This is a genomic window from Kocuria sp. (assembly GCF_030530945.1).
Taxonomy (GTDB): Bacteria; Actinomycetota; Actinomycetes; order Actinomycetales; family Micrococcaceae; genus Kocuria.
This window is the reverse complement of record NZ_JAUMTZ010000001.1, coordinates 232215-258157: the sequence shown is the minus strand read 5'-3', so window position 1 is coordinate 258157 and position 25943 is coordinate 232215. Positions and strand designations below refer to the sequence as shown.

22 protein-coding genes, 1 tRNA gene and 1 other RNA gene are annotated in these 25943 nt (G+C 71.5%); 20 read left to right on the top strand and 4 right to left on the bottom strand.

Annotation, left to right across the window (positions count from 1 at the left end; translation table 11 throughout):
* Positions 1-23 precede the first annotated feature (23 nt).
* The gene (locus Q4A22_RS01165) at positions 24-791 is read right to left on the bottom strand and encodes a dienelactone hydrolase family protein (RefSeq protein WP_303176690.1); all 768 of its coding nucleotides are present in this window, start codon (positions 789-791) and stop codon (positions 24-26) included.
* A 549-nt stretch (positions 792-1340) separates the two neighbouring features.
* Between Q4A22_RS01165 and Q4A22_RS01160 the strand changes: the two genes are divergently transcribed.
* A complete protein-coding gene (locus Q4A22_RS01160) occupies positions 1341-2165 on the top strand; it encodes an MBL fold metallo-hydrolase (RefSeq protein WP_303176689.1) in 825 nt (274 codons plus the stop codon).
* Between the two features lie 42 nt (positions 2166-2207).
* On the opposite strand, the gene Q4A22_RS01155 is transcribed toward Q4A22_RS01160, so the two are convergent.
* Positions 2208-2942 (bottom strand): queuosine precursor transporter, encoded by a 735-nt coding sequence (locus tag Q4A22_RS01155; protein ID WP_303176688.1) that lies wholly within the window; start codon positions 2940-2942, stop codon positions 2208-2210.
* Between the two features lie 183 nt (positions 2943-3125).
* Here Q4A22_RS01155 and Q4A22_RS01150 point away from each other — a divergent pair, with 183 nt between their 5' ends.
* From Q4A22_RS01150 to Q4A22_RS01140, 3 genes are all read left to right on the top strand, one after another.
* Positions 3126-3953, top strand: a complete 828-nt coding sequence (locus tag Q4A22_RS01150; protein ID WP_303176687.1) for a hydroxymethylpyrimidine/phosphomethylpyrimidine kinase — start codon at positions 3126-3128, stop codon at positions 3951-3953.
* Positions 3954-4105: 152 nt separating this feature from the next.
* Positions 4106-4771 carry a TetR/AcrR family transcriptional regulator gene (locus Q4A22_RS01145; RefSeq protein WP_303176686.1) on the top strand — a complete coding sequence of 222 codons (666 nt, stop codon included), beginning with the start codon at positions 4106-4108 and terminating at the stop codon, positions 4769-4771.
* Positions 4772-5056: 285 nt separating this feature from the next.
* Positions 5057-5449, top strand: coding sequence for a hypothetical protein (locus tag Q4A22_RS01140; RefSeq protein ID WP_303176685.1), 393 nt, complete (start codon positions 5057-5059; stop codon positions 5447-5449).
* A 173-nt stretch (positions 5450-5622) separates the two neighbouring features.
* On the opposite strand, the gene Q4A22_RS01135 is transcribed toward Q4A22_RS01140, so the two are convergent.
* A tRNA-Ser gene (locus Q4A22_RS01135) sits at positions 5623-5707 on the bottom strand.
* A 205-nt stretch (positions 5708-5912) separates the two neighbouring features.
* Between Q4A22_RS01135 and ffs the strand changes: the two genes are divergently transcribed.
* The 6 genes from ffs to Q4A22_RS01105 all read left to right on the top strand — a co-directional run bounded on the left by ffs (position 5913) and on the right by Q4A22_RS01105 (position 12618).
* Positions 5913-6009: signal recognition particle sRNA small type (ffs, locus tag Q4A22_RS01130), an RNA gene on the top strand.
* Positions 6010-6072: 63 nt separating this feature from the next.
* Positions 6073-9168, top strand: a complete 3096-nt coding sequence (locus Q4A22_RS01125) for a DNA polymerase III subunit gamma and tau (RefSeq protein ID WP_303176684.1) — start codon at positions 6073-6075, stop codon at positions 9166-9168.
* Between the two features lie 49 nt (positions 9169-9217).
* Positions 9218-9823, top strand: coding sequence for a recombination mediator RecR (gene recR, locus Q4A22_RS01120; RefSeq protein ID WP_303176683.1), 606 nt, complete (start codon positions 9218-9220; stop codon positions 9821-9823).
* Positions 9824-9978: 155 nt separating this feature from the next.
* A complete protein-coding gene (locus Q4A22_RS01115; protein WP_303176682.1) occupies positions 9979-11265 on the top strand; it encodes an aspartate kinase in 1287 nt (428 codons plus the stop codon).
* A 148-nt stretch (positions 11266-11413) separates the two neighbouring features.
* A complete protein-coding gene (locus tag Q4A22_RS01110; RefSeq protein ID WP_303176959.1) occupies positions 11414-12262 on the top strand; it encodes a 3-methyladenine DNA glycosylase in 849 nt (282 codons plus the stop codon).
* A complete protein-coding gene (locus Q4A22_RS01105; RefSeq protein ID WP_303176681.1) occupies positions 12259-12618 on the top strand; it encodes a Rieske 2Fe-2S domain-containing protein in 360 nt (119 codons plus the stop codon). The genes Q4A22_RS01110 and Q4A22_RS01105 overlap by 4 nt, the downstream gene beginning before the upstream one ends.
* 28 nt (positions 12619-12646) lie before the next feature.
* Here the strand turns inward: Q4A22_RS01105 and Q4A22_RS01100 are convergent, their stop codons facing one another.
* Complete coding sequence (locus Q4A22_RS01100; protein ID WP_303176680.1) at positions 12647-14101, bottom strand: esterase-like activity of phytase family protein; 1455 nt, start codon at positions 14099-14101, stop codon at positions 12647-12649.
* A gap of 224 nt (positions 14102-14325) precedes the next feature.
* Here Q4A22_RS01100 and Q4A22_RS01095 point away from each other — a divergent pair, with 224 nt between their 5' ends.
* The 10 genes from Q4A22_RS01095 (at position 14326) to cls (ending at position 25940) form a co-directional block, all read left to right on the top strand.
* The gene (locus Q4A22_RS01095; RefSeq protein WP_303176679.1) at positions 14326-15705 is read left to right on the top strand and encodes a CitMHS family transporter; all 1380 of its coding nucleotides are present in this window, start codon (positions 14326-14328) and stop codon (positions 15703-15705) included.
* A gap of 68 nt (positions 15706-15773) precedes the next feature.
* Complete coding sequence (locus tag Q4A22_RS01090) at positions 15774-16925, top strand: iron ABC transporter permease (protein ID WP_303176678.1); 1152 nt, start codon at positions 15774-15776, stop codon at positions 16923-16925.
* Positions 16922-18046, top strand: a complete 1125-nt coding sequence (locus Q4A22_RS01085; RefSeq protein ID WP_303176677.1) for an iron chelate uptake ABC transporter family permease subunit — start codon at positions 16922-16924, stop codon at positions 18044-18046. The genes Q4A22_RS01090 and Q4A22_RS01085 overlap by 4 nt, the downstream gene beginning before the upstream one ends.
* Positions 18043-18819: an ABC transporter ATP-binding protein gene (locus tag Q4A22_RS01080; protein WP_303176676.1), complete on the top strand. Its 777-nt coding sequence runs from the start codon at positions 18043-18045 to the stop codon at positions 18817-18819. The genes Q4A22_RS01085 and Q4A22_RS01080 overlap by 4 nt, the downstream gene beginning before the upstream one ends.
* 224 nt (positions 18820-19043) lie before the next feature.
* On the top strand, positions 19044-20093 hold the full coding sequence (gene fepB / locus Q4A22_RS01075) for a Fe2+-enterobactin ABC transporter substrate-binding protein (protein ID WP_303176675.1): 1050 nt from the start codon (positions 19044-19046) through the stop codon (positions 20091-20093).
* 267 nt (positions 20094-20360) lie between these two features.
* Positions 20361-20618: a phosphoribosylformylglycinamidine synthase subunit PurS gene (gene purS, locus Q4A22_RS01070; protein ID WP_303176674.1), complete on the top strand. Its 258-nt coding sequence runs from the start codon at positions 20361-20363 to the stop codon at positions 20616-20618.
* A 2-nt stretch (positions 20619-20620) separates the two neighbouring features.
* Positions 20621-21412 carry a phosphoribosylformylglycinamidine synthase subunit PurQ gene (gene purQ / locus Q4A22_RS01065; RefSeq protein ID WP_303176673.1) on the top strand — a complete coding sequence of 264 codons (792 nt, stop codon included), beginning with the start codon at positions 20621-20623 and terminating at the stop codon, positions 21410-21412.
* Positions 21413-21581: 169 nt separating this feature from the next.
* Positions 21582-23879 (top strand): phosphoribosylformylglycinamidine synthase subunit PurL, encoded by a 2298-nt coding sequence (gene purL / locus Q4A22_RS01060; protein ID WP_303176672.1) that lies wholly within the window; start codon positions 21582-21584, stop codon positions 23877-23879.
* 41 nt (positions 23880-23920) lie between these two features.
* The gene (locus Q4A22_RS01055; protein WP_303176671.1) at positions 23921-24436 is read left to right on the top strand and encodes a GNAT family N-acetyltransferase; all 516 of its coding nucleotides are present in this window, start codon (positions 23921-23923) and stop codon (positions 24434-24436) included.
* A 13-nt stretch (positions 24437-24449) separates the two neighbouring features.
* Positions 24450-25940, top strand: coding sequence for a cardiolipin synthase (gene cls, locus Q4A22_RS01050; RefSeq protein WP_303176670.1), 1491 nt, complete (start codon positions 24450-24452; stop codon positions 25938-25940).
* Positions 25941-25943: the final 3 nt, after the last annotated feature.

Genomic DNA, 25943 nt, shown 5'->3' with positions numbered 1-25943 from the left:
CGGGGCTGGGAACCCGGCGTGGCTCACGCCGTCGCGGTGCCCGCGGTGCCCGGGGTCTGCTTCAGGTGGGCCGCGAAGTAGCGCTCGATCCGGGCCCAGGCGTCCTCCGCGTCCTCGCGGGATCCGCCGAAACCGGCGACGTGCCACAGCGGGGCGAGCGCGCGAGGGCCGGGGAGGGAGTCGTTGAGGAAGGCGTGGCCGGAGTCCGGGTACTCGCGGACGTCGTGGGCCACACCGGCCTTCTCCAACCGGTCCCGCAGGTGTCGCGCGGCGTCCGGGTTCTGCCGGTCCCTGGCGCCGTAGGAGCCCACCACGGGGCAGGCGTGCCCCAGGTCCTCGGGGACACGGCCGTAGTTGGCGCTGGCCACGGCATAGCGCTCGCGGTCGCACGTGAGCAGTGCGAACCCACCGCCCATGCAGAAGCCGATGATGCCCACGGCGTCGGTGACCTGCGGCTGCAGCTCCAGCCACCGCCGGGCCGATTCGATGTCCGCCACGGCCTTGCCCGTGCCGGTGGTGAGGGAGCGCATCGTGGCCACGAGGCACCGCCGGGCGCCGCCGTCCGAGTAGAGGTCCGGGACCACCACCGTGTACCCCCAGCCCGCGATGCGCTCGGCGTGGGCGCGCATGTCGTCGTTGACACCGAAGATCTCCATCACCAGCACCACCCCCGGCCTGGGGCCCGGGGTGGCGGGCTCGGCCACGAACGCGCGGAGGTGCTGCGACCCCCCGTTCTCCCGGGAGAGGTCGGCGAGGTCCACGGTGCGCGTGACGGTCTGCAGCTCAGTCATGGCTAGACCCTAGCCCGCCCCCCGCCGCCCAGCGGGACCGCCGCCCGCAGCCCGCACGCAGACCGCGATGCGCCGAGGCACCCCGCACAATGACCGGCGCCCTTCACCCGCCGGCTCGGCATCTTCCCCCGCGTTAGACTGCGGTGAACTTTCAGAACCCACCGGGAGTCCCACAGGATGCGGATCCACGGTCCCGGTGGGGGTCGAGGGCAGGTGCTCCACACCGGGTGTGGTGTTCCCGCGAACCGGCAGGGGCGCCGCAGAGGGCACCGGCCACCGGGGTGGGCACACCTTCCGGGAGCGGGGAGGACGCCCCCGGCACGACACCACGGCACCCCGGCCATGCTCGGCGGGGGTCACGGATCCGCAGGTTCGAGGGCCTCACGTGTTGAGCGAGACCAGGCGCGTCCCGGGTGCGGGATCGTTCAGCCGCGCCCCGCGTGCCACGCCCCGGCCCGCGGGAGCCGGCGGCGGCGTCGTGAACCGGGCGGTCGCCGGACGGGACGGCCTCCGGTGAGGAGCCTGCGGCCCGATCCCGCGGTTCCCGGCGTGCTGCACCGCGTGAGCGCGTGCGCGGGGCTGGTGCTCGCCCCGAATCCCGGCCCCATGACCCTGGAGGGCACCAACACCTGGGTCCTCTCCGCTCCCGGGCCCGGCCCGGAGCACCCGAACTACGGCCAGCACCCGTCCGCGCAGGGCAGGGGCGAGTGGCCCGGCCCGGACGTGGTGGTGGTGGACCCGGGGCCCCTGGACGAGGACCATCTGCAGGCCGTGGCGGCCACGGGAACCGTGGTCCTCATCCTGGTGACGCACCGCCACGGGGACCACACGGACGGCATCGACCGCCTGCACGAGATCACCGGCGCCCCCGTGCGGGCCGCCCTGCCCGAGTTCTGCCGGGACAGCGGCGAGCCCCTGCGGGACGGGGACAGCGTGCTGGCGGCGGGCGTGAGCATCCGCGTGCTGGCCACCCCCGGGCACACCTCGGACTCGGTCTCGTTCCTGCTGCACCACGACTCGCCCGAGACCATCCTCACCGGGGACACCGTCCTTGGGCGTGGCACCACCATGATCGACCACCCGGACGGCACCCTGGAGGACTACCTGCGCTCACTCGAGCGCCTCGGCGCGCGCGCCGGCACCGTGGGCCTGCCCGCCCACGGAGCGCCCGTGCCAGACCTGCAGGGTGCGTGCGCGCAGCTCGCGGAGCACCGGCTGGAGCGCCTGGAGCAGGTGCGCGGCGTCGTCGCCCGGCTGGGTCCGGACGCCACCGTGGAAGCCGTCACGGACGCGGTCTACGGGGACGTCCCGCCCGAGGTGCGCCCCGCCGCGGAGCACTCGATCGCCGCCCAGCTCGCCCACCTGCGGCGCTGAGCCCCCCGGACGACGACGCCGCCCGCACCCTCCCGGTGCCCGTTACCCCTGGTGCGGGGCGAGTTCCGCGTAGCTCGGCTCGCGCCGCTTGACCCAGGCGATCACCGCGTAGGTCACGGGCATGATCACCACCTCCACGAGGCACTTGTAGACGTAGCCCACGAGCACGTAGTTGAGGAACCCGGACCACGAGTCGATGCCGATGATCGGCGCGGCCACCGTGCAGAAGACGACGGTGTCCACCAGCTCGCCCACCAGGGTGGAGGAGATCAACCGGGCCCACAGGTGCTTCTCCTGGGTGCGCTCCTTGACCTTGACCATCACGTAGGCGTTGAGCAGCTGGCCCACCAGGTACCCCAAGAGGGACCCCGCCACGATGAGGGGCACCGGGCCCAGCACGGCCTCGAACGCCCCCTGGTTCTCGTAGAAGGGCGCGGCGGGCAGCACGATCACGATCCAGAAGACCAGCGAGGAGAACGCCCCGAAGAAGAACGAGGTCAGGATGGCCTTGCGGGCCGCCCGGAAGCCGTAGACCTCCGAGACCACGTCCCCCAGCACGTACGCCAGCGGGAACAGGAAGAACCCGCCGTCCGTGATGACCGGCCCGAACTGCACACCCTTGGTGGCGCCGATGTTGGAGAGCACCAGGATCACGCAGTAGGCGGCCAGGATGAGGTCGAAGTACGTGCGGGGGCGGCGCGCGAAGGCGGGCCCGGAGGCGGCAGGTGCGGGGGCGGCGTCGTGCGCGGGCCGCGGCGGGGTGACGTGAGAAGACACGGGTGTCCTTGGGGTCGCGAGGAACGTGAGGGGACGCCGCCTGCCACCCGACGCCGCCGCCCAGTGTAGTGGGGGCCCGGCCGAGCCCCGGGAGCGGCGAGGTGGCGTCACGGAGGGGTCCTGGGACGGATGGTGCGGCGCAGGACTCGCGCGGGCCACGGCGGGCGGAGCACAATGACGGGCATGAGCGAAACCACACGCAACCAGCCGCCCGTCGCCATGACCGTGGCGGGCTCCGAGGCCACCGGCGGCGCCGGGGCGCTCGCGGACATCAAGACGTTCACGTCCCTGGGGGTCTTCGGCTCCCTGGCCCTCACCTGCATCGTGGCGTTCGACCCCGAGAACGACTGGGGCCACCGCGTCACCCCCGTGGACCAGCAGACCCTGGCGAACCAGCTGCAGACCATCACCGCGGCGTACGACCTGGACGCCGTGAAGATCGGCATGCTCGGGCACCCGGACACCATCCGCACCACGGCCACCGCCATGACGGCGCTGAAGCCGAAGCACCTGGTGCTGGACCCCGTGCTGATCTGCAAGGGCCAGGAGCCGGGCGCGGCCCTGGACACGGACCAGGCGCTGAAGGCCGAGGTGCTGCCGCTGGCCACGTTCGTCACGCCCAACCACTTCGAGTCCCTCTCCCTGTCCGGGATGGACGCCATCGACTCGGTGGCGGACCTCAAGGAGGCCGCCCAGCGGATCCACGACTCCTCCGGGGCCACCGTGCTCGCCAAAGGCGGGGTGCGGCTGTCCGGCGCGGAGGCCGTGGACGTGTTCTACGACGGCTCCACCCTGGAGGTCCTCACCGAGCCCAAGGTGGGCGAGGTCCCCGTCTCCGGCGCGGGCTGCTCCCTGGCGGCGGCCGTCACCGCGGAGCTCGCCAAGGGTGCCACCCCGCTCGACGCCGCCCGCACCGCCAAGAGCTTCGTGACCGCGGGCATCCGGCACCGGCTGGAGTCCCACCTGCCGTTCGACTCCCTGTGGCAGGGCGGCTGGGCCGCCGAGCACTGACCCGACGCCGGCGGCGAGGTTCCTGGGAGCCCTCGGGGAATGCCCTGTTTCGCAGGGCATTCCCCGCTCACATGGGGTGGAATGGACACCGAACCCACAACGACGTGTCGGCAGGGGATGCTCTTGCTGACAGAAACAGGTAAGGTGTCGTCATGCCTCGCATCACAGCCCCCAGCAACGCCGCTCAGCGGGAGCGCACCCAGCGTGCGATTCTCGACGCGTTCGGGGAGCTGCTGTACAGCAACGGGCTCACGGACCTCACCATGACCCGCGTGGCCAAGACCGCCGGGGTGGGCCGCACGGCCGTCTACAACTACTTCGCGGACATGGGCGAGCTGCTCGTGGCCTACGCCCTGGACAAGACCGAGCGCTTCGTGGCGGACCTCAATCGCGAGCTCGCGGTCACGGAGAACCCCGTGGACCAGCTGGGGGTGTACATCCAGCACCAGATCGAGGACCTCAGCCGCCGCCACCTTCCCCCCGGCCAGGCCATGCGCACCGTCCTCTCCCCGGAGGACTTCGCGAAGCTCGGCAAGCACGTGGGCCAGCTGCAGTCGGTGCTCTCGGACATCCTGCGCCGCGCCATGGACGAGGGATACCTGCCGGAGGGCGACACCCAGGAGCTGTCCCAGCTGGTGCACGGATCCCTCACCTCCACCGCGGACCGCAGCAAGGCCATGGAGAGCGCCCGCGCACAGAAAGAGCGCGCCCTCGCCACCGTCCGGTTCATCCAGCGGGGACTCGGCGCCCAGTTCGACTCCCGCATGCGCCCCGTGCGCCTGCCCGTGCAGCCGCCGGAGCTGAGCGCGGTGTCCTGAACGGCCACCCCGGGTAACCCCTCCCGAGACCCGGAAGTCCAGCGGGGCAGCCCTGCCACGGGGAGCGGTGGCACCACGAGCAGTTCCCCGAGGGAGAGTGCGGGCGAGCACCTCAGGTAGTTGCAAATGCATTCGTAATTTTCGGACGCACACTCATGGGGGCGTGTGCCCGCGGTTACGATCACGCTGTTCACACTCTTCCGGGCGCACGCACGGATCGGCTGGGCTGCCGGTCAGCGACCACTGCGGAATCTCCGCGCGCCCCTCTCCGCAAAGGATTCCCCCATGGTCACTGCCGCACCCCTGCGCCGCTCCCTCGCCGCCACCTTCGTAGCGCTCGCCCTTGCCGCGGGCGTCTCTTTCACCGACGCCGCCCCGGCCGAGGCTGCCGGTGTCCGCCCCTGCACCGCGAGCGTCTCCGTGAAGAACCCCCGCCAGTACACCACCACGGTGGTGAACGTGTCCCGCGTGGGCGCGAACGCGAAGGTCACCACGCGCGCCAAGTACAAGACCACCACCAACACCAAGCAGACGAAGGCCACCAGCCGGGGAACCGCCGCGGTGAAGTACCCGATCGCCAGGGCCACCCCCGGACACAAGGTGGTCGTGGACGTCACGGCCACCTCGGGCGGGACCACTTGGAAGTGCTCCACGTCCTTCACCCCGCGGCACAAGTAGCCCGGCGCCGCCCCAGCTCGCCGGGGCCCAGGGAGCGAGAACGCCGCAGATCCACTGCAGATCTGCGGCGTTCTTCTCATGCTGTGCATACCCGCGCGACGTGCATCGGCACGCATGCCCGCAGGAATGAGAAACCCCCGAACCGTAAAACGGTTCGGGGGTTTCTACGACCGCGGAGGATGGGGGATTTGAACCCCCGAGGGCGTTAACCCAACACGCGTTCCAGGCGTGCGCCATAGGCCGCTAGGCGAATCCTCCAGGCGTGCACGGCTTCCACAGCTGTGGGGCACGTGCGGCAATCAGCATAGCGGAAATCCCGGCCGCCGCGCGAATCCGCCCGTCCGCCACCGGCACGGGATCCCTGGCAACAGGACGGGGAGGGGGGTACCGCGCCGTCGTCCCCCGTGTCAGAGCAACGCACCACCCCGGTTCGAACTCGGCGCGGAGTTGGGCTAAAGTAGTGCTCAGCCCCTCGTGTGGCGCCATCTCGTAAAACTCCCCCAGGGCCGGAAGGCAGCAAGGGTATATGGGCTCTGGCGGGTGCACGGGGGGTCTTCTCATTCCTGGCTCCCCAGCCTCCTGGACGCACTGTGCTCGTCCGAGCCCCCGGCTAAAGTTGCACCGTGACTACCGCCCTGTACCGCCGCTACCGCCCGGAGACCTTCGAGGACGTCATCGGCCAGGAGCACGTGACCGAGCCTCTGATGACCGCGCTGCGCAAGAACAGGGTCAACCACGCCTACCTCTTCTCCGGCCCCCGCGGCTGCGGCAAGACCACGTCCGCGCGCATCCTCGCGCGCTGCCTCAACTGCGCGGAGGGCCCCACCGCCACCCCGTGCGGGCGGTGCGAGTCCTGCCGGGACCTCGCCCGGGACGGCGCCGGCTCCCTGGACGTGATCGAGATGGACGCCGCCTCCCACGGTGGTGTGGACCACGCCCGTGACCTGCGGGAGCGCGCCACGTTCGCCCCGGTGCGGGACCGCTACAAGATCTTCATCATCGACGAGGCCCACATGGTCACGCGCGAGGGCTTCAACGCGCTGCTGAAGATCGTGGAGGAGCCGCCCGAGCACGTGAAGTTCATCTTCGCCACCACGGAGCCCTCCAAGGTGCTTACCACCATCCGCTCCCGCACCCACCACTACCCCTTCCGCCTGGTCCCGCCGGAGCCGCTCATGCGGTACCTGGAGCAGCTGTGCGCCGAGGAGGGCGTCACCACCGAGCCCGGGGTGCTGTCCCTCGTGGTGCGCGCCGGCGGCGGGTCCGTGCGCGACTCCCTCTCCGTGCTGGACCAGCTCATGGCGGGCTCGGACGAGCAGGGGATCACCTACGACCTCGCGGTCGCCCTGCTGGGCTACACCCACGCGGCCCTGCTGGACGACGTCGTGGACGCCTTCGCCGCCGGGGACGCCGCCACCGTGTTCTCCTCGGTGGACCGCGTGATCCAGACCGGCCAGGATCCGCGCCGGTTCGTGGAGGACCTGCTGGAGCGCTTCCGGGACCTTGTGGTGGTCAACGCCGTGCCGGACTCCGCGGCAAACATCCTGCACGGGATGCCCACGGACCAGATCAACCGGCTGCGCAACCAGGCCACCCAGCTGGGCGCGGCGGAGCTGTCCCGTTCCGCGGACATCACCAACGAGGCGCTCAACGAGATGACGGGCGCCACCTCCCCGCAGCTGCACCTGGAGCTGCTGTGCGCGCGCATCCTGCTGCCCTCCGCGGACGACACCACCCGCGGGATCACCTCCCGCGTGGACCGCCTCGAGCGGCGCCTCAGCATCCCCCGGGGTGCGGGGATCAGGCAGGGTGTCCAGGACGGGGTGGGCGCGGCCGCCGGGACGACGCCGCCCGCCGCCCCCACCCCGCCCGTCACCTCCGGCGCCCCTGCCACCTCCTCCCAGGACGGTGCCGTGTCCGCACCTTCGGCAGGCGGCCCCGCCGGTGAGATGAACGGAGGGCCGGAGCGCGAGGACGCCGGGGAGCCTAGGACAGTCCCGGCCAGCCGCACCGAGGAGGAGGTCGTGGCGACCGGGCCTGAGCCCTCGCGACCCGTGCGCCAGGACGGCTCCGAGGCGGGACACCCCACGGTGGAGACCCCGGACGTGGCCGAACCCGCCGTGCCCGAGGACGAGGCTGAGGACCCTCGCGGCAGCGAGCACCCCGCCGCGGGTGATCCCGTGCCGCGTGAGGACCGCGGCCCCGAGGGCGAGCACCCGCCCGCGGACGGCACCACCACGGACCTGGAGGCCGGTCAGGCACAGCTCTCCCCTGCCACGCGCGGCGCCTCCCGTCCGGAGCAGCAGGAGCCGAGCCGTTCCACCGGGACCGACCGTGCGGGCGACGCCCCGTCCGGTGATTCTCCCGCCGCCGCGCAGGACACCGGGCGGCCGGGCACCCGCCCCGCGCAGGAGCCAGCCGAGGGCACTGCACCGAGCGACGTCACCAGCGGCGAGCTGGAGCTGCTGCGCTCCTCCTGGCCCGAGATCGTCTCCGCCCTGGCCGAGATCCGCCGTGTGGCCTGGGCCATCACCGTGCGGGGCACACCCATCTCCTTCGAGGCCAACACGCTGCGGGTGGCCTTCGAGGGGGACGGGGACATCATGAACTTCCCCCGCTTCGAGGGTGACGTCCGCGCCGCCATCCAGACCGTGGTGGGCCTGGACTGCGCCGTGGAGGCCGTACGCCCCGGGGACACCCGTGGCCGCCCGGGGGGCGACGCCGGTGGGCCGCCTCCCGGGGGCGGGCGCGGTCCGAGCGGCGGGCCGGGCCGGGCTCCGGACGCTGGCCGCGGGCCGGAGCAGCCCGACTACTTCCGGGAGCCGGAGGGCTTCGGGGTCAACCGCCGGCGGAACGCGCCCGCGCAGCCGGACTCGGACGCGCAGGCGAACAGGGCGAACAGTGATCGCCGTGGCCAGAACCGCGGCGGGGAGAGAGACCAGGGGCAGACCCGGGACAGGGAGCGGGGCAGCTCCGGAGCGGGCGGCCGCTCCCCGGGCGGAGAGTCCGCACCCTCCCCGGAGGACGACGAACCCGTCACCTCCTGGACAGTGGCGGCCATCCCGCAGCCCGGTGCCACACCCGCCGGTGACGAGTCCTCGGACCCGGAACCGCGGGACGGTTCTGCGGGGTCGGGTGAGGTCTCGGATGCACCCACGGCACCACCGCCCGCCGTGGCCGTAGAGGAGTTGGGGGAGACCGCGGGCGGAACGCCGGAGGACCCCTCCCGGCGGCACTCGGAGGAAGGCGCCGCGCCGCCGCAGGCCGCGCAGGCCCCCCGGTCCCCGAGTGACCCGGCTCAGACGGCCCACGACCGGGCGACGGCGCCCGGCCGCGCCCCCGCTGGCGGCCATCCCCCGGCCCGAGACCGCGGGCCCGAGTACTGGAGCCCCGAGGAACCGCCCCCGCCACCGGAGGACGAGCCCCCGGCGGACATGTACGACGAACCGGGCCCCGCGGCGTCGTCGCCCCCTGCGGCCCCGGGAGGGCGCCGTCCCGGGTGGCGCGAGCGGCACGCGGCGGCCATCGCCGTGGCGGACCGGCAGTCCCCGGACGGCGCCCCTCCCAGCACGCGCAGCCCCGGCGGGGAGGACGAGAACTTCGTGCCGGGCGCCGACGACGAGTCCCTGGAGGACTCGGCCCTGTACGGACGGGCGGCCATCGAGCGCATCCTGGGCGGCATGCTCATCGACGAGCGGGCCCACGACACGGGTCAGTGAGAGCGGGCGGCACCGCCGCTGACCACGACCATCTTCACGAAGGAGCACGGTGTACGAAGGACCGGTCCAGGACCTCATCGACGAACTCGGGCGGCTGCCCGGGGTGGGCCCCAAGTCCGCCCAGCGCATCGCGTTCCACCTGCTGGACGCGGACAAGGACGAGGTCCAGCAGCTCGTGGATGCCATCGGCACCGTCAAGACCTCCGTGTCCTTCTGCACGGTCTGCGGCAACGTCACCGAGCAGGAGGAGTGCGCCATCTGCCGGGACGCCCGCCGGGACCGCAGCGTGATCTGCGTGGTGGAGGAGTCCAAGGACGTGATGGCCGTGGAACGCACCCGCAGCTACCGGGGGCTGTACCACGTGCTGGGCGGGGCCATCTCCCCGCTGCAGGGGGTGGGCCCGGACCAGCTGCGCATCCGGGAGCTGATGACCCGGCTGTCGGACGAGACGGTGCAGGAGATCGTGCTGGCCACGGACCCGAACCTGGAGGGCGAGGCCACCGCCACGTACCTCTCCCGGATGCTGAAGACGCTGGGCATCCGCGTCACCCGCCTGGCCTCCGGGCTGCCCGTGGGCGGCGACCTCGAGTACGCGGACGAGGTGACCCTGGGCCGGGCGTTCGAGGGCCGCACGGTGGTCTCGGAGGGGAACTAGGGGGTCCCCACGGGCCCGCCCGCAGCCGCCGCTGCCCACCCGCGCACTGCCCCGGAGGACGGCCGCGGCGCGGTGCCGGCCACCCGGACCGACTAGCATGGACCCCCGAGACCGCCCGCGCACCGGCGCGGGGCGCCCGCCCGTGAGAGGAATGCATGAGCCTCATCGTCCAGAAGTTCGGCGGCTCGTCCGTTGCCGACGCCGACGGCATCCGCCGGGTCGCCCGGCGCGTGGCCGAGACCACGAACGCCGGCCACCAGGTGGTCGTGGTGGTCTCCGCGATGGGAGACACCACGGACGACCTCCTGGACCTCGCGGGCCAGGTGGCCCGCAAACCTCCGGCCCGCGAGCTGGACATGCTGCTGACCTCCGGTGAGCGGATCTCCATGGCGCTGCTGGCCATGGCCATCTCGGACCTCGGCGTGCCCGCGCAGTCCTTCACCGGTTCCCAGGCCGGAATGATCACGGACGGCGCCCACGGTGCGGCCAAGCTCGTGGAGGTCAGCCCCCGGCGCGTGAGCGAGGCGCTGGAGAACGGGAACGTGGCGATCATCGCCGGTTTCCAGGGCGTGCACCGCTCCACGAACGACATCACCACCCTGGGCCGCGGCGGCTCGGACACCACCGCCGTGGCGCTCGCCGCCGCTCTGGACGCGGACGTGTGCGAGATCTACTCGGACGTGGACGGCGTCTACACCGCGGATCCCCGGATCGTGCCGTCCGCGCAGAAGCTGGACCGGGTCTCCTCGGAGGAGATGCTGGAGCTGGCCGCGAACGGCGCCAAGATCCTGCACCTGCGCTGCGTGGAGTACGCCCGGCGTTTCGGCGTCCCCCTGCACGTCCGCTCGTCCTTCACCCACAACCAGGGCACCTGGGTCATCCCGAGCCCCCACGAGAACCTCACGCCGCAGAAGGAGATCCCCTTGGAACAGCCGCTGATCGCCGGAATCGCCCATGATCGCAGCCAGGCCAAGATCACGATCGTGGGAGCCCCGGACCGACCCGGCATCGCGTCCCGGATCTTCCGCCTGCTCGCGGACTCCCAGGTGTACGTGGACATGATCGTGCAGAACGTCTCCACGGGCGAGCACCCGCTCACGGACGTCTCCTTCACCCTGGACGAGTCCCAGGGAGACCTGGCCATGAACCTGCTGCGCGCCGCCGAGGAGAAGATCGGCTACACCCGCCTGGACTACAACGACCAGGTGGGCAAGCTGTCCCTGGTGGGCGCGGGGATGAAGACCAACACGGGCGTGGCCTTCACCTTCTTCCAGGCGCTCGCGGACAGCGACATCAACGTGGACATGATCTCCACCTCCGAGGTCCGCATCTCGATCGTCACCTCCGTGGAGAAGCTGGACGACGCCGTGCGGGCCGTCCACACCGCCTTCGGCCTGGACTCCTCCGAGCAGGCCACGGTGTACGGAGGCACGGGGCGCTGAGCCCCGCGCTCCTGCCGTGACCGAGCACCCCACCCCGGCCCACCGTGCCCCAGAGCCGCCCGTCCGGGTGCGGCCCGGGACCAGGAGGGCGGTTGAGGCGCTGACCCGGGAGGAGTGGACGCACCGGGCGGACGCCCATGCGGACCGGGTGGCCCCGTACACCCAGCCGTTCCTGGAGCGGCGCTCCCGCGGGCAGAAGCATCCCGTGGAGGACTTCCTCTTCACGTACTACACGCTCTCCCCCGCCCAGTTCACCCGCTGGCACCCGGGCCCCGGGGTCGTGCTGCTGGACACCCCCGAGCGTACGGACTGGGCGTTCTACCGCCCCGCGACCCGTTCCGAGCTGGCGGCGGCGGGCGCGCGGGAGGGCGCGAGCGGCGTCGTCGTGGACGCGGAGGCGTTCCTGGCCAAGCGGGGGACGGCCGTGCGGTTCACCCGGGAGATCCTGGCGAACACCGCGGCGAAGACCGGGACCTTCGACTGCTTCGGGCTGCACGAGTGGGCCATGGCGTACCGGGCCGAGAAGAACGGCGTGCGCCACGAGGGCGTTGAGCTGCGCCTGGGCGCCCAGGGCACGGACGAGGTGGTGCGCGGGCACCGGATCCGCTGCTCGCACTTCGACGCGTTCCGCTTCTTCCAGCCCCAGGCGGTGGAACGCAACGAGCTGCAGCCCACCCGGCAGGCGCAGCGCACCATGGAGCAGCCCGGGTGCCTGCACGCGACCATGGACCTGTACAAGTGGGCGTACAAGCTGCTGCCCGCCGTGGACTCGGACCTGCTCGCGGACTGCTTCGAGCTCGCGTGGGACGTGCGCCGCACGGACATGGAGGCCTCCCCCTACGACCTCGCGGAGCGGGGGTACGAGCCCGTGCGCATCGAGACGCCCGAGGGCAAGGCCGAGTACGTGCGCCGCCAGCGCGCCTTCGCCGCGCGCGGCACCGAGCTGCGGGTCCGCCTGGTGGCCGCCACGGACCGCCTGCTGGAGGCGGCCGCGTGAGCTGGCACCCGGTTGACGACGCCGCCGTGCTCGTCCCGCAGCTCGCCGCGCCGTCCAGCGCGGTGCCCGTGCGCGTGGCGGGAGTCCCGCTGGTCCTCACGCGGGACACCGCCGGCACACTGCACGCGCTGGGCAACGAGTGCCCGCACCAGGGAGCCACCGTGTGCCGGGCCCCGCAGCGCGGGGAGACCACCCTGGAGTGCCCGAACCACTACTGGGTCTTCGACCTGGACGGCACGTTCCGGGGGTCCCGCCTGGCCCTGGAGCGGGGACGCACCGCGCCGGAGGACCCGGCCAAGAACCTGCGCGAGCACCCGTGCCGCGAGGTGGCCGGGGGCATCGAGGTGTGGCTCTAGACCGGTCCGTCCCCACGGCGGGCCGGCCTCACCGGCAGGGGCGGTACCCCGGCCCCACCGCGTCCCGCGACACCCGATCCATGTCCACGCGCAGGAACTCGCCGTCGTCCTGGGTACCGTCCGGCAGGGTCTTGGCCACCAGCCCGTACGGGGCCTGCGCGCCCGTGGAACCGGAGAGGCCGTAGTCGCTGTCGTTGGAGATCCACAGCTCTCTCCCGCCGCGCGCAACGGCCACACCCTCGATCTTGTCGTGGGCGAAGAACCCGCCCGTGGGATCAATGCCCCAGGCCAGACGGGTCATGTCCAGGTAGAGCTCGCTGCGCACGGGGGTGATCCCGGCGTCCGCCAGGGCGGTCCTGGCGTCCTTCTCGTTCTTCTTACCGGTCAGGCCCTCGATGCTCGTGGTGCCGTCCAGGAGCAGACCGCCCTTGGCGGCGTCGTAGGTGGCGCCCTTGACCGGGGAGTGCTGGGAGACGTCCGTGGCGTTCTTCAGATCGACCTTGTAGAGCCGCTTGAAGGAGTCCTTGCCCGTCTCGCCGTCCCGCTCGTCGAGCAGAAACTCGTGGGAGGACAGGGCGGTGATCTCGCTGATGTTGGTGGACGCGGAGTCGAGGTGACGCATGTAGAGATACTGGTGGGTGGCCCGGGTGCGGAGGTCCACGGTCACGATGCGCACCGGGACCACGTTCTTGGGCTTGCCCTTGAGATCCGCGGTGACCAGGGCGGACTGCATGACGCCCACAAGGGTCCGCCCGTCGGGAGTGACGGTGAGGCCTTCCATCCCCTTGTTGGGGTCGCGCTGTCCCAGCTCGCCGGGCAGGGCGCTGCGAGAGCGCTCGGACGCCGTGGGCGAGAGCCGTTCGATCTCCCGGCCCCTGCAGTCGAAGTGCGTGATGAACGGGCCGTACTCGTCGCTGACCCAGAACGTCCCGTCCGGCAGCGCCACGAGACCCTCGCTGTCGAAGCCGTGGTCCGACGTGGGAAGCACGCGCCCGTTCAGGTCCTGGATGGTTTCGCCCGTGCTGGCCTGAGGGGAAACCTGGCCCGTGAACGGCTTGTTGTCCCGGCCCTTGAGGGTGATGACGCGCTGCAGCCGCGCTGAGCCGTTGACCATCTTGAACTCGCCGATCTGCGGGGCGTAGTCCGGGTACGGCTCGATCTTGACGCCGCCGGGGCCGTCCACGTTGGGGCCGCGGTCGGTCAGCCCGTAGAACACGTCCCTGGTCCCCGGCTTGGGGGCGAGCGCGGAGCCGTAGGCGGAACTCTTCACGGCAACCCCGCCCACCGTGCCGAGGTCCGGCAGGGAGGTGTCGAACACCTGCGCCCCGGACCGTTGCCCCCGGGCCTTCCCGTTCGAGTGGTGCTGAGCGCTCTCCGCCTTCTGGGGCACGGCCGGTGCGGCGTGGGCCGGAGCCACCAGTGACACGGACAGGGCCGCGGCGGCGGCGGCGGCGAGAGACAGGACGGAGACGGGCGCGCGCATGATTTTCCCCCGGGGTTCAGGTGCAGACGGTGCAGTGGGACCCAGATCACCAGCCGCGGGTGTCCGGTGAACCACCACCCGGTGTCGAGCGGACGAACAGGAGCGCGCCGGTCGTGACCACTGCGCCGCGCACCGACGCGGCGAAACCCCTGATCAGGGCCTAGTCTGTGAACCACATCACCCACGGGCGGCACGGCTTCCCGGTTTTCGAACAGGAGAGACTGATGCTGGTCCTACTCGGGTTCCTGATGATCGCCACCTTCATGGGGCTCATCATGACCAAACGCCTCACCCCGCTGCTCGCGCTGATCATCGTCCCCACGGTCTTCGGGCTCTTCGCCGGCGCGGGACTGGGCATCGGGGACATGGTGATGGACTCCGTGAAGGACATGTCCTCCACGGCGGCCCTGCTGATGTTCGCGATCATCTACTTCGGTCTGATGATCGACGTGGGCCTGTTCGACAGGCTCGTGAACTTCATCGTGCGCATCACGGGCCACGACCCCGCCAAGGTGGTGGTGGGCACCATGATCCTCACCGCACTGGTCTCCCTGGACGGGGACGGCTCCACCACGTACATCGTGGTCACCGCCGCCCTGCTCCCGGTGTACCAGCGGCTGGGGCTGAGCCCGGTGGTGCTCACGTGCATCGCGGGCCTGACCAACGGCGCGCTGAACATCGTCCCCTGGGGCGGGCCCACCGCGCGCGCCGCCGCGGCGCTGAAGGTCGAGGCCACGGACATCTTCCTGCCCATGCTCCCCTCCCTGGCCGCCGGTCTCGTGGTCATCTTCGTCTTCGCCGTGATGCTGGGCCGCTCCGAACGACGCCGCCTGGCCGCGGTGGACCCCGCCCGCTGGGGTCGCGGCGGGACCGGTGAAACCGCGGTGGCGGTGGGCGGGCCCGGGGCTGGCGCCGCGGCGTCGTCGCCCGAGGGCGTGACCGGTGGGCTCACCGCGAGCGCCCTGGACCCGGACCGCGAGTCCCTGCGCCCGCGGCTGTTCTGGTTCAACCTGGTCCTGACCGTGGCCGTGATGGTGCTGCTGGTGGTGGACGTGGTCCCGCTGCCGTACCTGTTCATGGTGGCCAGCGCGGTGGCCCTGGTGGTGAACTTCCCCCGGCTGTCGGACCAGGGGAAGATGGTGGCCAACCACTCGTCCTCGATCATCGCCGTGGTCTCCATGGTGATGGCCGCCGCGGTGCTCACGGGCATCCTCTCCGGCACGGGCATGGTGGAGGCCATGTCCACGTGGCTCGTGGACGTGATCCCCACGAGCATGGGCCCGTACCTGGCCGTGCTGACCGGGCTGATCAGCATCCCGGCCACGTTCTTCATGAGCAACGACGCCTTCTACTTCGGGGTGCTCCCCGTCCTCACGGAGACCGGCGCCCACTACGGCATCCCCGCCGTGGACATGGCCCGGGCGTCCATCACCGGCCAGCCCGTGCACATGCAGTCCCCGCTGGTCCCTGCCATCCTGCTGCTGGTGTCCCTGGCGGGCGTGCAGCTGGGCGACCACCACAAGAAGGTGCTGTGGCGGGCGCTGGTGGTCTCGCTCGTGATGCTCGTGGTGGGTGTGCTCGTGGGCGCGGTGAGCTTCGGCTGAACCGGTGGCGCGAGGTTATGGATCCGAGCCGCCTTGGTATCGATCTTAGGTATGCCTATCCTTACTAGGTGACTCCGCGCCTACCGGCCACGGCCGACGCCCCCGCCGCTCACGACCCGGTCCCCCCGGAGGCACCCCTGGGCGGCACCCGCCGCGAACCCGGGGCCCCGGCACCCGCGCGACGCCGCGGCGTCGTCGCCTGGCTGCCGGTCCTGCTGGTCACGGTCATCGCGGGGCTCTCGCTCGCGAGCCTCCTCGTGGGCGGACGGCTGAACACCCTCGCGGAGGGGTGGCAGCGGATCCCCGGCGCCTTCGTGTACGCCTTCGCGCCGGAGCGGCTCACGGCCGAGCAGCGCGGCGACGACCTGGTGACCGTGATGGGACTGCTGCGACTGCCCCGCACCGTGGTCGCACTGCTGGTGGGTGCCGCGCTCGGCATGGCGGGCACGGTGATCCAGGGTCACACGCGCAATCCCCTCACGGACCCGGGGATCCTCGGCATCAACGCCGGAGCCGCCGCGGCGGTGGTTCTCACCATCGTGTGGGGCTGGGCGAGCACGCCCCTGGGCTACGTGTGGCCGGCGCTGATCGGCTGCGCGCTCGTGACCGCCGCCGTGTTCGCACTCTCCTCCACCGGACCCACCGCCGCGAACCCGCTGAGCATCGTCCTGGCCGGGGCGGCGCTGTCCGCGATCCTCATGGCCGTGGTCAACGCGCTCGTCCTCTCGGACCAGAACACCCTGGACCGCATGCGCCAGTGGGCCACCGGCTCGGTCTCCGGGGTGACGCTCGAGGTGGCCGCGGTCACCGCGCCGTTCGTTCTGGTGGGCGCCGTGCTGGCCGTGGCACAGGGCCCGGCGCTGAATCTGCTGGCCCTGGGCGAGACCGTGGCCGAGTCGCTCGGGGTGAGCGTGACGCGCCAGCGCGTCCTGGGCCTGCTCGCCGTGGCGCTGCTGGGCGGGGCGGCCACGGCGGCCGCCGGACCCGTGGCCTTCATCGGACTTGCCGCCCCGCACATGGTGCGTGGGCTGCTGGGGCCGGACTACCGCCTGGTGATCCCCTTCTCCGCCCTGCTCGGCGCCGTCCTGGCCCTCGGCGCGGACGTCCTGGGCCGTGTCATCGGCCGCCCCGGTGAGCTGCAGATGGGCATCGTGATGGCGCTCGTGGGCGTGCCCTTCTTCGTGGTCCTGATCCGCCGGGGGAAGGTGAGCGCCCTGTGAGCACCACCGGCACCGCACGCAGCTCCCGACGCCGCGTCCACACCTCGGCACCCGATCTCGGCATCTCCGCGCTGCGCGTGGGCCCCTTCTCCACGGCGTTCAGCCTCCGCCGGCTCCTCGTGGGCCTTGCCCTGCTGGTGCTGTGCGCCCTGACCTTCACGCTGGGCATCGGGATGGGCGACTACCAGCTGAGCATGCCGCGGGTGCTGCGCACGCTGCTCGGCGGCGGGAGCCACATCGAGGAGACCGTGGTCTTCAAGTGGCGCATGGGCCGCGCCGTGGTCGGTCTGCTCGTGGGAGCGGCCCTGGCCTTCGCGGGCGCTCTCACCCAGTCCGTGGCACGCAACCCGCTGGCCAGCCCGGACGTCCTGGGCATCACCAACGGCGCCTCCACCGCCGCGGTCTTCGTGATCACCGCGTCCGGCGGCACCGGGATCGTGGCCGCCGTCGCCGGCTTCGGCAACGACGTCCTGGGCGTCCCCGTGGTCTCCGTGATCGGCTCGGCCCTCACGGCGGTGGCCGTGTGGTTCATCGCCGGAAAAGACAGGGACTCCATGATCCGCCTGGTGCTCATCGGGGTGGGCGTCTCCATGTTCCTGGGGGCGGTCTCCACGTGGCTCATGGCCACCACAAGCGTGGACCAGGCGGCCACCGCCAAGCTGTGGCTCACCGGGTCGCTCAACGGCCGCGGCTGGGACCAGGCGTGGCCGGTCCTCGGGTGCCTGCTCGTGGCGGTGGCGTTCGCCGGCTGGCTCTCCTTCCGCCTGGACGCCCTGGCCCTGGGCCCGGAGGTGGCCCAGGTGCTGGGCCACGGCATCCGTGCCGCGCAGGCCGTGCAGCTGCTCGTGGGAGTGGTGCTCGTGGCCGTGGCGGTCTCCGCCGCGGGCCCCGTGCCCTTCGTCGCGTTCGTGGCGCCGCAGATCGCCCAGCGCATGGCCGGGTCCCCCACTCCCCCGCTGCTGTGCTCCGCACTCAGCGGCGCTCTGCTCGTCTCCGGGGCGGACCTGCTCGCCCGCACCGTCCTGCCGTGGGAGCTGCCCGTGGGCATCGTGACCGCCTTCTGCGGCGCCCCCGTCCTCATCTACCTGGTCGTGAAGACCAACCGGAAGGCCAGCGCATGAGCCCCGCCAGACTCGCCGCACGCTCCCTCACCGTGGGCTACGGCCAGGACCCCGTGCTCCGCGACCTGGACCTGGAGATCCCCGCCGACAGGGTGACCACCCTGATCGGACCGAACGGGTGCGGCAAGTCCACCCTGCTGAAGTCCCTGTGCGGACTGCTGCCCTACCGGGGCGCGGTCGAGCTGGCGGGCGAGGACCTCCAGGGGATCCGGCGCACGGACCGGGCCCGCCGCCTGACCATGCTCCCCCAGGCACCGGTGGCTCCCGAGGGGCTGACCGTGGCGGGACTCGTGGCCCGCGGTCGGCACCCCCACCAGTCCTGGATGAGCCGCTGGTCCTCGCAGGACGAGGAGGGGGTCCGCCAGGCCCTGCAGGCCACGGGTCTGAGCCACCTGGGCACCCGTCCGGTCTCGGCGCTGTCCGGGGGCCAGCGGCAGCGCGTCTGGATCGCCATGGCCCTCGCGCAGGACACCCCCACGCTGCTGCTGGACGAGCCCACCACCTACCTGGACCTCGCGTACAGCATCGAGGTGCTGCGACTGGTGCGCGGCCTACAGCTTGAGCAGGGGAAGACCGTGGTGATGGTCCTGCACGACCTCAACCTGGCCATCCGCTTCTCGGACCACCTGGTGGCGCTGTGCGACGGGCGCGTGGCGGCGCAGGGCGTACCGGCGGACGTCGTCACACCGCGGCTGCTGCGGGACGTGTTCGGGCTGGACGCCCTGGTGGTGCCGGACCCGGTGACCGACGGGCCACTCGTCGTGCCCCGCTGAGGGCGTCCCGTCAGAACCCCCGCCGGGGTGCTCTGCAGAGGCGGCGTGGCGACCGCCGCCGTGCCGCAGCGCGATGTTGCACCGAGGTTTCTACGACACATCTGCGTCACAACGCGCGTTTCGGCGTTCGCGAATAAGTTAGCTAAGGCTAAGCTAATTTGTGCGTCGTGGACCGGCCCCGGAAACGGCGCTCCAACCCAGTCGCCACTTCACGGAGGAACCTCGTGACCTCACAGACATCCACCCTGCGCCGCCTGTTCGCGGCACTCGTCGTCGGCCTCTGCGCCGTCTTCGCCCTTACCGCGTGCGGAGGTTCCCAGAACTCGTCTGCGGACTCCAGCGCCTCCGCCTCCGCCTCCAGCGCGGACGAGAACTGGCCCAAGACCGTCAAGGACGACAACGACCAGGAGGTGAAGCTGGACGCCAAACCCGAGAAGATCGTGTCCACCTCCGTCACGCTGACCGGCTCGCTGCTCGCCATCGACGCCCCGGTCATCGCCTCCGGCGGCACCTCCGCGAACACGTCCATCTCGGACGACAAGGGCTTCTTCACGCAGTGGAGCGACCGGGCCAAGGAGAAGAACGTCACGTCCCTGTACACGGGCGATCCCAACGCCGAGAAGGTCCTCTCCGAGAACCCGGACCTGATCATCGTCTCCAGGAGCGGTGCGGACTCCGCCATGGACATCTACGACCAGCTCAAGGACGCCGGCGTCCCCGTCTACGTGATGGACTACAGCGACAAGGACTGGCAGGAGGTCGCCCGGAAGCTGGGTGAGCTCACCGGCCACGAGCAGAAGGCCGACGAGGTCGTGAAGTCCTTCGACGACCGCGTGAACGAGGTCAAGGACAGCATCAAGGAGCCCGAGCAGCCCGTGACCGGCATGGTCTACAACGCCGGCTCCTTCAAGGACGACTCCGGCGCCAACATCTGGACCGCCGACTCCGCGCAGGGCAAGCTGCTCGAGCAGCTCGGCTTCAAGCTGGCCGAGGTCCCCGAGGACGCCGTGGACACGAACTCCAAGATGGGCAAGCGCAGCGACATCAAGCCCATCACCGGCGAGAACCTGTCCAAGGCCGCGACCGGCAAGACGGTCTTCCTCTTCGCCTCGGACGACAAGGGCGTGGAGACCTACGAGAAGGACAGCCTGGTGGCCAACACCGAGGCCGTGAAGAACAAGGCCGTGTACGCGCTGGGTCAGGACTCGTTCCGCCTGGACTACTACTCGTCCAACAACGTGCTGGACACGATCGAGACCCAGCTGAAGAAGTAGTCGTGCACCGGGCGGCCCACCGACCGTGCGGCACCAGCACCCCGCGCGTTCCGAGCACCTCGGAACGCGCGGGGTGCTCGCGCTGCGGGACCCGCGCCGTGCCGCGCCCGGTGCCGCGGCGCGGCGGGTGACGGGCACCCACTAGAGTGGGGAGCGCAAGCTCGCGGAGCGTCGTCGTCGTCCTGGGAACCCTCCCGGGAGCGCCCGGCGTGAGACGGCACCGGCTCCGCGCGCCGAACATCGTCACACCGCGTACAGGAGCGTTCCATGGCCCGAATTGTCGTCGACGTCATGCCCAAGCCGGAGATCCTCGACCCGCAGGGCAAGGCCATCGCCAACGAGCTGCCCCGCATCGGGCTGACCGGGTTCACCGGGGTCCGCCAGGGCCGCCGGTTCGAGCTCACGGTGGAGGGCGAGGCCACCGAGCAGGCGCTTGCGCAGGCCCGTGAGGCCGCGGAGAAGCTGCTCTCCAACCCGGTCATCGAGGACGTGGTGAACGTCTCCGTGCTCCCCGAGGAGGACTGAGCGTGGCCCAGAACCTCACCGCAGAGCAGACGCCCCTGGTGGCGGACCTGGACCAGCCTGCCCCGGACGCCCGCCTGGCGGACGTGCGCGTGGGCGTGGTGACCTTCCCGGGCACCCTGGACGACCGCGACGCCGCCCGGGCCGTGGAGCTCGCCGGCGGCACCGCGGTGCCGCTCTGGTACGCGGACGAAGACCTGCAGGGCGTGGACGCCGTGATCCTGCCCGGGGGCTTCTCCTACGGGGACTACCTCCGCGCCGGTGCGATCGCGCGCTTCGCCCCGCTCATGGAGCGGATCGTGGCCGCCGCGAACTCCGAGCACGCCATGCCCGTGCTGGGCATCTGCAACGGCTTCCAGGTGCTCACGGAAGCGCACCTGCTGCCCGGCTCCATGATCAAGAACGAGCGCCTGAAGTTCATCTGCCGCGACCAGGGCCTGCGGGTGGAGACCACGGATACCGTCTGGACCGGGCGGTTCGCCCCGGGCCAAGAGATCGTGGTGCCGCTGAAGAACCAGGACGGGCAGTACGTGGCGGACCAGCGCACCCTGGACGAGCTGGAGGCCGAGCACCGCGTGGTGTTCCGCTACACGGGTGGGAACCCCAACGGCTCCCGCAACGACATCGCCGGGATCACCAACGCCCGGGGCAACGTGGTGGGTCTCATGCCCCACCCGGAGCACGCCGTGGAACCGGGCTTCGGCGCGGACCTCTCCGGCACCGGCGCCGTGGGCATGCGCGAGGGCACGGACGGGCTGGACGTGTTCGTCTCCGCCCTGGAGCACCTGACCCGCTGACCCGCCCGGCCCGCTGATGCACCGCGCCGCGGGACCACCGCCGCCCCGCGGGAGGCGACGCCGCGGCGTCGCCGTCCACCGCACCGGGCCACCACCAGAGACCACCACGCAGCGGCGTGACCGCACCGTCGTGCCGCGCCTCGTTCACGTAAGGGACACCGCAGACGTCATGAGTGAAACGCACTTCAACCTGGACACCGTGGAGCACGCCGCCGCCACCCCGGACACTGAGCTGCCCTGGGCGGAGCTGGGGCTGAACGCGGAGGAGTTCCAGCGGATCAAGGAGATCCTGGGCCGCCGCCCCACCGCCGCGGAGCTGGCCATGTACTCGGTGATGTGGTCCGAGCACTGCTCCTACAAGTCCTCCAAGGTGCACCTGCGGCAGTTCGGGGACAAGGTCACGGACGAGATGCGCAAGAACATGATGGTGGGCATCGGGGAGAACGCCGGTGTCACGGACATCGGGGACGGCTGGGCCGTGACGTTCAAGATCGAGTCCCACAACCACCCGTCCTACGTGGAGCCCTACCAGGGTGCGGCCACGGGCGTGGGCGGCATCGTGCGCGACATCATCTCCATGGGGGCCCGCCCGGTGGCCGTGATGGACCCGCTGCGCTTCGGGGCCATCGACCACCCGGACACCCAGCGCGTGGTGCACGGGATCGTGGCCGGCGTGGGCGGCTACGGCAACTCGCTGGGCCTGCCGAACATCGGCGGCGAGGTGGAGTTCGACCCCTGCTACCAGGGCAACCCGCTGGTCAACGCCCTCGCGGTGGGCGTGATGCGCCACGAGGACATCCGCCTGGCCAACGCCTCCGGCACGGGGAACAAGGTGGTGCTCTTCGGCGCCCGCACCGGCGGGGACGGGATCGGCGGCGCCTCGGTGCTGGCCTCCGAGTCCTTCGACGACTCCAAGCCCTCCAAGCGCCCCGCCGTGCAGGTGGGGGACCCGTTCGCGGAGAAGGTGCTCATCGAGTGCTGCATGGAGCTGTTCAAGTCCTCCCTGGTGGAGGGCATCCAGGACCTGGGGGCCGCGGGCATCTCCTGCGCCACCTCCGAGCTGGCCTCCAACGGTGACGGCGGCATGCACGTGGACCTCACCTCGGTGCTGCTGCGGGACCCCTCCCTGACGCCTGGCGAGATCCTCATGTCCGAGTCCCAGGAGCGGATGATGGCCGTGGTCACCCCCGAGAAGGTGGCGGACTTCGAGGCCGTGATGGACAAGTGGGACGTGGAGTACTCGTGGATCGGTGAGGTCACGGACACCGGCCGCCTGGTCATCGACCACCACGGCGAGGTCATCGTGGACGTGGACCCGCGCACCGTGGCCCACGACGGCCCGGTGTACGAGCGCCCCTATGCCCGGCCGGAGTCCCAGGACACCCTGCAGGAGAACCACTTCACGGGCTCCCCCGAGGACGCAGCCCGCCCCTCCGGGGCCGAGCTCGGCCCCGCCCTGCTGGAGCTGATGGGCTCCCCGAACCTGTGCTCCAAGGAGTGGGTCACCAGCCAGTACGACCGCTACGTGCAGGGCAACACCGCCATGGCCATGCCGGACGACGCCGGTGTGGTCCGCGTGGACGAGAGCACCAACCTGGGGGTGGCGCTGTCCACGGACGCGAACCCGCGCTACACCCGCCTGGACCCGTACCGGGGCGCTCAGCTGTCCCTGGCCCAGGCGTACCGCAACGTGGCCACCGCGGGCGCCCGGCCCGTGGCGGTCTCGGACTGCCTGAACTTCGGCTCCCCCGAGGACCCGGACATCATGTGGCAGTTCGCGGAGGCCGTGCGCGGACTCTCGGACGGCTGCCAGGAGGTGGGGGTGCCCGTGACCGGCGGCAACGTGTCCCTGTACAACCAGACCGGCGGCGTGGCCATCAACCCCACCCCGGTGGTGGCCATGCTGGGCGTGTTCGACGACGTCACCCGCCGCACGCCGTCGGGCTGGCGCGAGGACGGCCAGGCCATCTACCTGCTGGGCGAGACCGCGGACGAGCTGGACGGCTCCGAGTGGGCGCGGCTGCGCGGCCACCTGGGCGGGCTGCCGCCGCGCGTCGACCTCGCGCGGGAGCGCACCCTGGGTGACATGCTCATCAACATGTCCCGGGACGGCATGATCGACGCCGCGCACGACGTCGCCGAGGGCGGGCTGGGTGCCACGCTCGCCGAGATGGCCCTGCGCTTCGGTGTGGGCGCGCGGATCGGGCTGGGCGAGGTGGCCGAGCGGGACGGGGTGGACCTGTTCACCCTGCTGTTCTCCGAGTCCCAGGCCCGTGCGGTGGTGGCCGTCCCCCGCTCGGAGGAGGTCCGCTTCAGCGACATGTGCACCGTGCGGAACTTCCCGTTCGCGCGGATCGGCGTGGTGGACGCGCAGAACAACGCCCTGGACGTGCAGGGCGAGTTCCGGGTGCCCCTGGACGAGCTGCGCCGGGTCCACGAGGCCACGCTGCCCCGTCACTTCGGCTGACGGCGGGCGTCCCGGGACACCACAGGACGGGAGGTTGGACCATGGTGGATCTGCTGCTGGAGCCGGAGCCCCCGCGACCGCTGCGCACCGAGCGGCTGGAGCTGCGGGCGTTCACCCGTGACGAGCTGGAGGCGGTCGCGGGCGGCCGCCGCTCGCCAGGGTTCGCGGACGGGTTCCCCTCCGCGGAGAACGTGGACTGGGCCCGCGGTGTGATCGCGGCTGGAGAGCACTTCTTCACGGAGTCTGAGCACACGCTGCTCGCCATGGTGGAGCGCTCCTCCGGTCAGCTGGTGGGGATTGCCGGGTTCGTGGGCCCACCCATGGAGGGTGCGCTGGAGGTCGAGGGCTCCGTGGTCCCGTCCCGCCAGGGGCTCGGGCTGGCCACGGAGGCGCTGCGGGCGCTGGTGGAGCGGGCGTTCGAGGATCCGGACATCGAGGCCGTGCACGCCTCCGTCCCCGAGGACCGCGCGGCGGCCCGCCGGGTCCTGCTGCACTGCGGTTTCGCCCCCGTTCCCTCTCCCGGGTCGGAGGACGTCTACCGGCTCCCCCGCCCGTGACGGCAGGCCCCGCGTGAATCCCTGGATACCCTTCGACCTGCTCCCGGCGGACACCGTGCCGGAGTGGATCCTGGTGGTGCTGGCGGCGCTGGACCTGCTGCTGAAGCTCGTGGCCCTGGGGTGGATCCCCCACCAGCGCCGCCCCTCCGTGGCCCTGGCGTGGTTGCTGGCCATCTTCCTGGTGCCGTACGCCGGGATCCTGCTGTTCGTGGTGATCGGCTCCAGCAGGTTGCCGCGCCGCCGCATGGCCAGGCAGGCGCGGATGAACCACGTGATCCAGGAGAACACCCCGGAGGGCGTCACGCTGGGCCCCGAGCTGGACCGGTTCCCGGGGTGGGTGCGCACCGCCGCGGAGCTGAACCAGAACCTGGGCGCCCTGCCCATGGTGGGCGGCAACGACTTCGAGATCTTGACCGACAACCACGGGAGCATGGCCCGGATGGCCGCGGACGTGGACGCCGCCACGGACTACGTGCACTTCGAGTTCTACATCGTGGCCGTGGACCGGACCTCCCGGGACCTGCTGAACGCCCTGATCCGCGCCCACGAGCGCGGGGTTCGGGTGCGCATCCTCATCGACCACGTGGGCTCCCTGGGGTACCCGGGCTACGCCGAGCTGGTCAGGGAGTTCGACCGCAGCGGTGTGCCCTGGCGCCGGATGCTGCCCGTCCGCCCGTGGCGCGGCGAGTGGCAGCGCCCGGACCTGCGCAACCACCGCAAGATCCTGGTGGTGGACGGGCTCGTGGGCTACACGGGGTCGCAGAACATCATCCACCGCTCGTACAACAAGCGGAAGAACGTGCGCAGGGGCCTGGAGTGGAAGGACCTGATGGTCCGGGCCACCGGGGCCGTGGTCACGGAGCTCAACGCGGTGTTCGTCTCGGACTGGTACTCGGAGACGGAGGACCTGCTCCTGGACGAGTCCCCCGCCGCCCTGGAGCAGACCACCGGTCCTGTGTTCGCGCAGGTGGTGCCCTCCGGTCCGGGGTTCGAGACCGAGAACAACCTGCGGCTGTTCAACCACCTCATCTACAACGCGAACCACCGCGTGGTGATCTCCAGCCCGTACTTCGTGCCGGACGAGTCCCTGCTGCACGCCCTCACCACCGAGGCGCAGGCGGGCGTGCGGATCCAGCTGTTCGTGGGCGAGACCTCGGACCAGTTCCTGGCCCAGCACGCCCAGAACTCGTACTACTCGGAGCTCGCGCGCGCCGGGGTGGAGATCTACCGGTACAGCTCCCCCACCGTCCTGCACGCCAAGTTCGTGCTCGTGGACGACATCGTCTCCGTGATCGGCTCCTCCAACATGGACGAGCGCTCCTTCGCCCTGGACCTGGAGGTGTCCGTGCTGATCGTGGACGAGCACGTCCGCGAGCGCATGGAGACGATCGTGGAGCAGTTCACCGTGCACTCCACGCTGCTGGACGTCACCGCCTGGGAGGCGCGCCCGCTGCCGCGCAAGTTCCTGGAGAACGTGTGCCGCCTGACCTCCGGCCTGCTCTGAGCA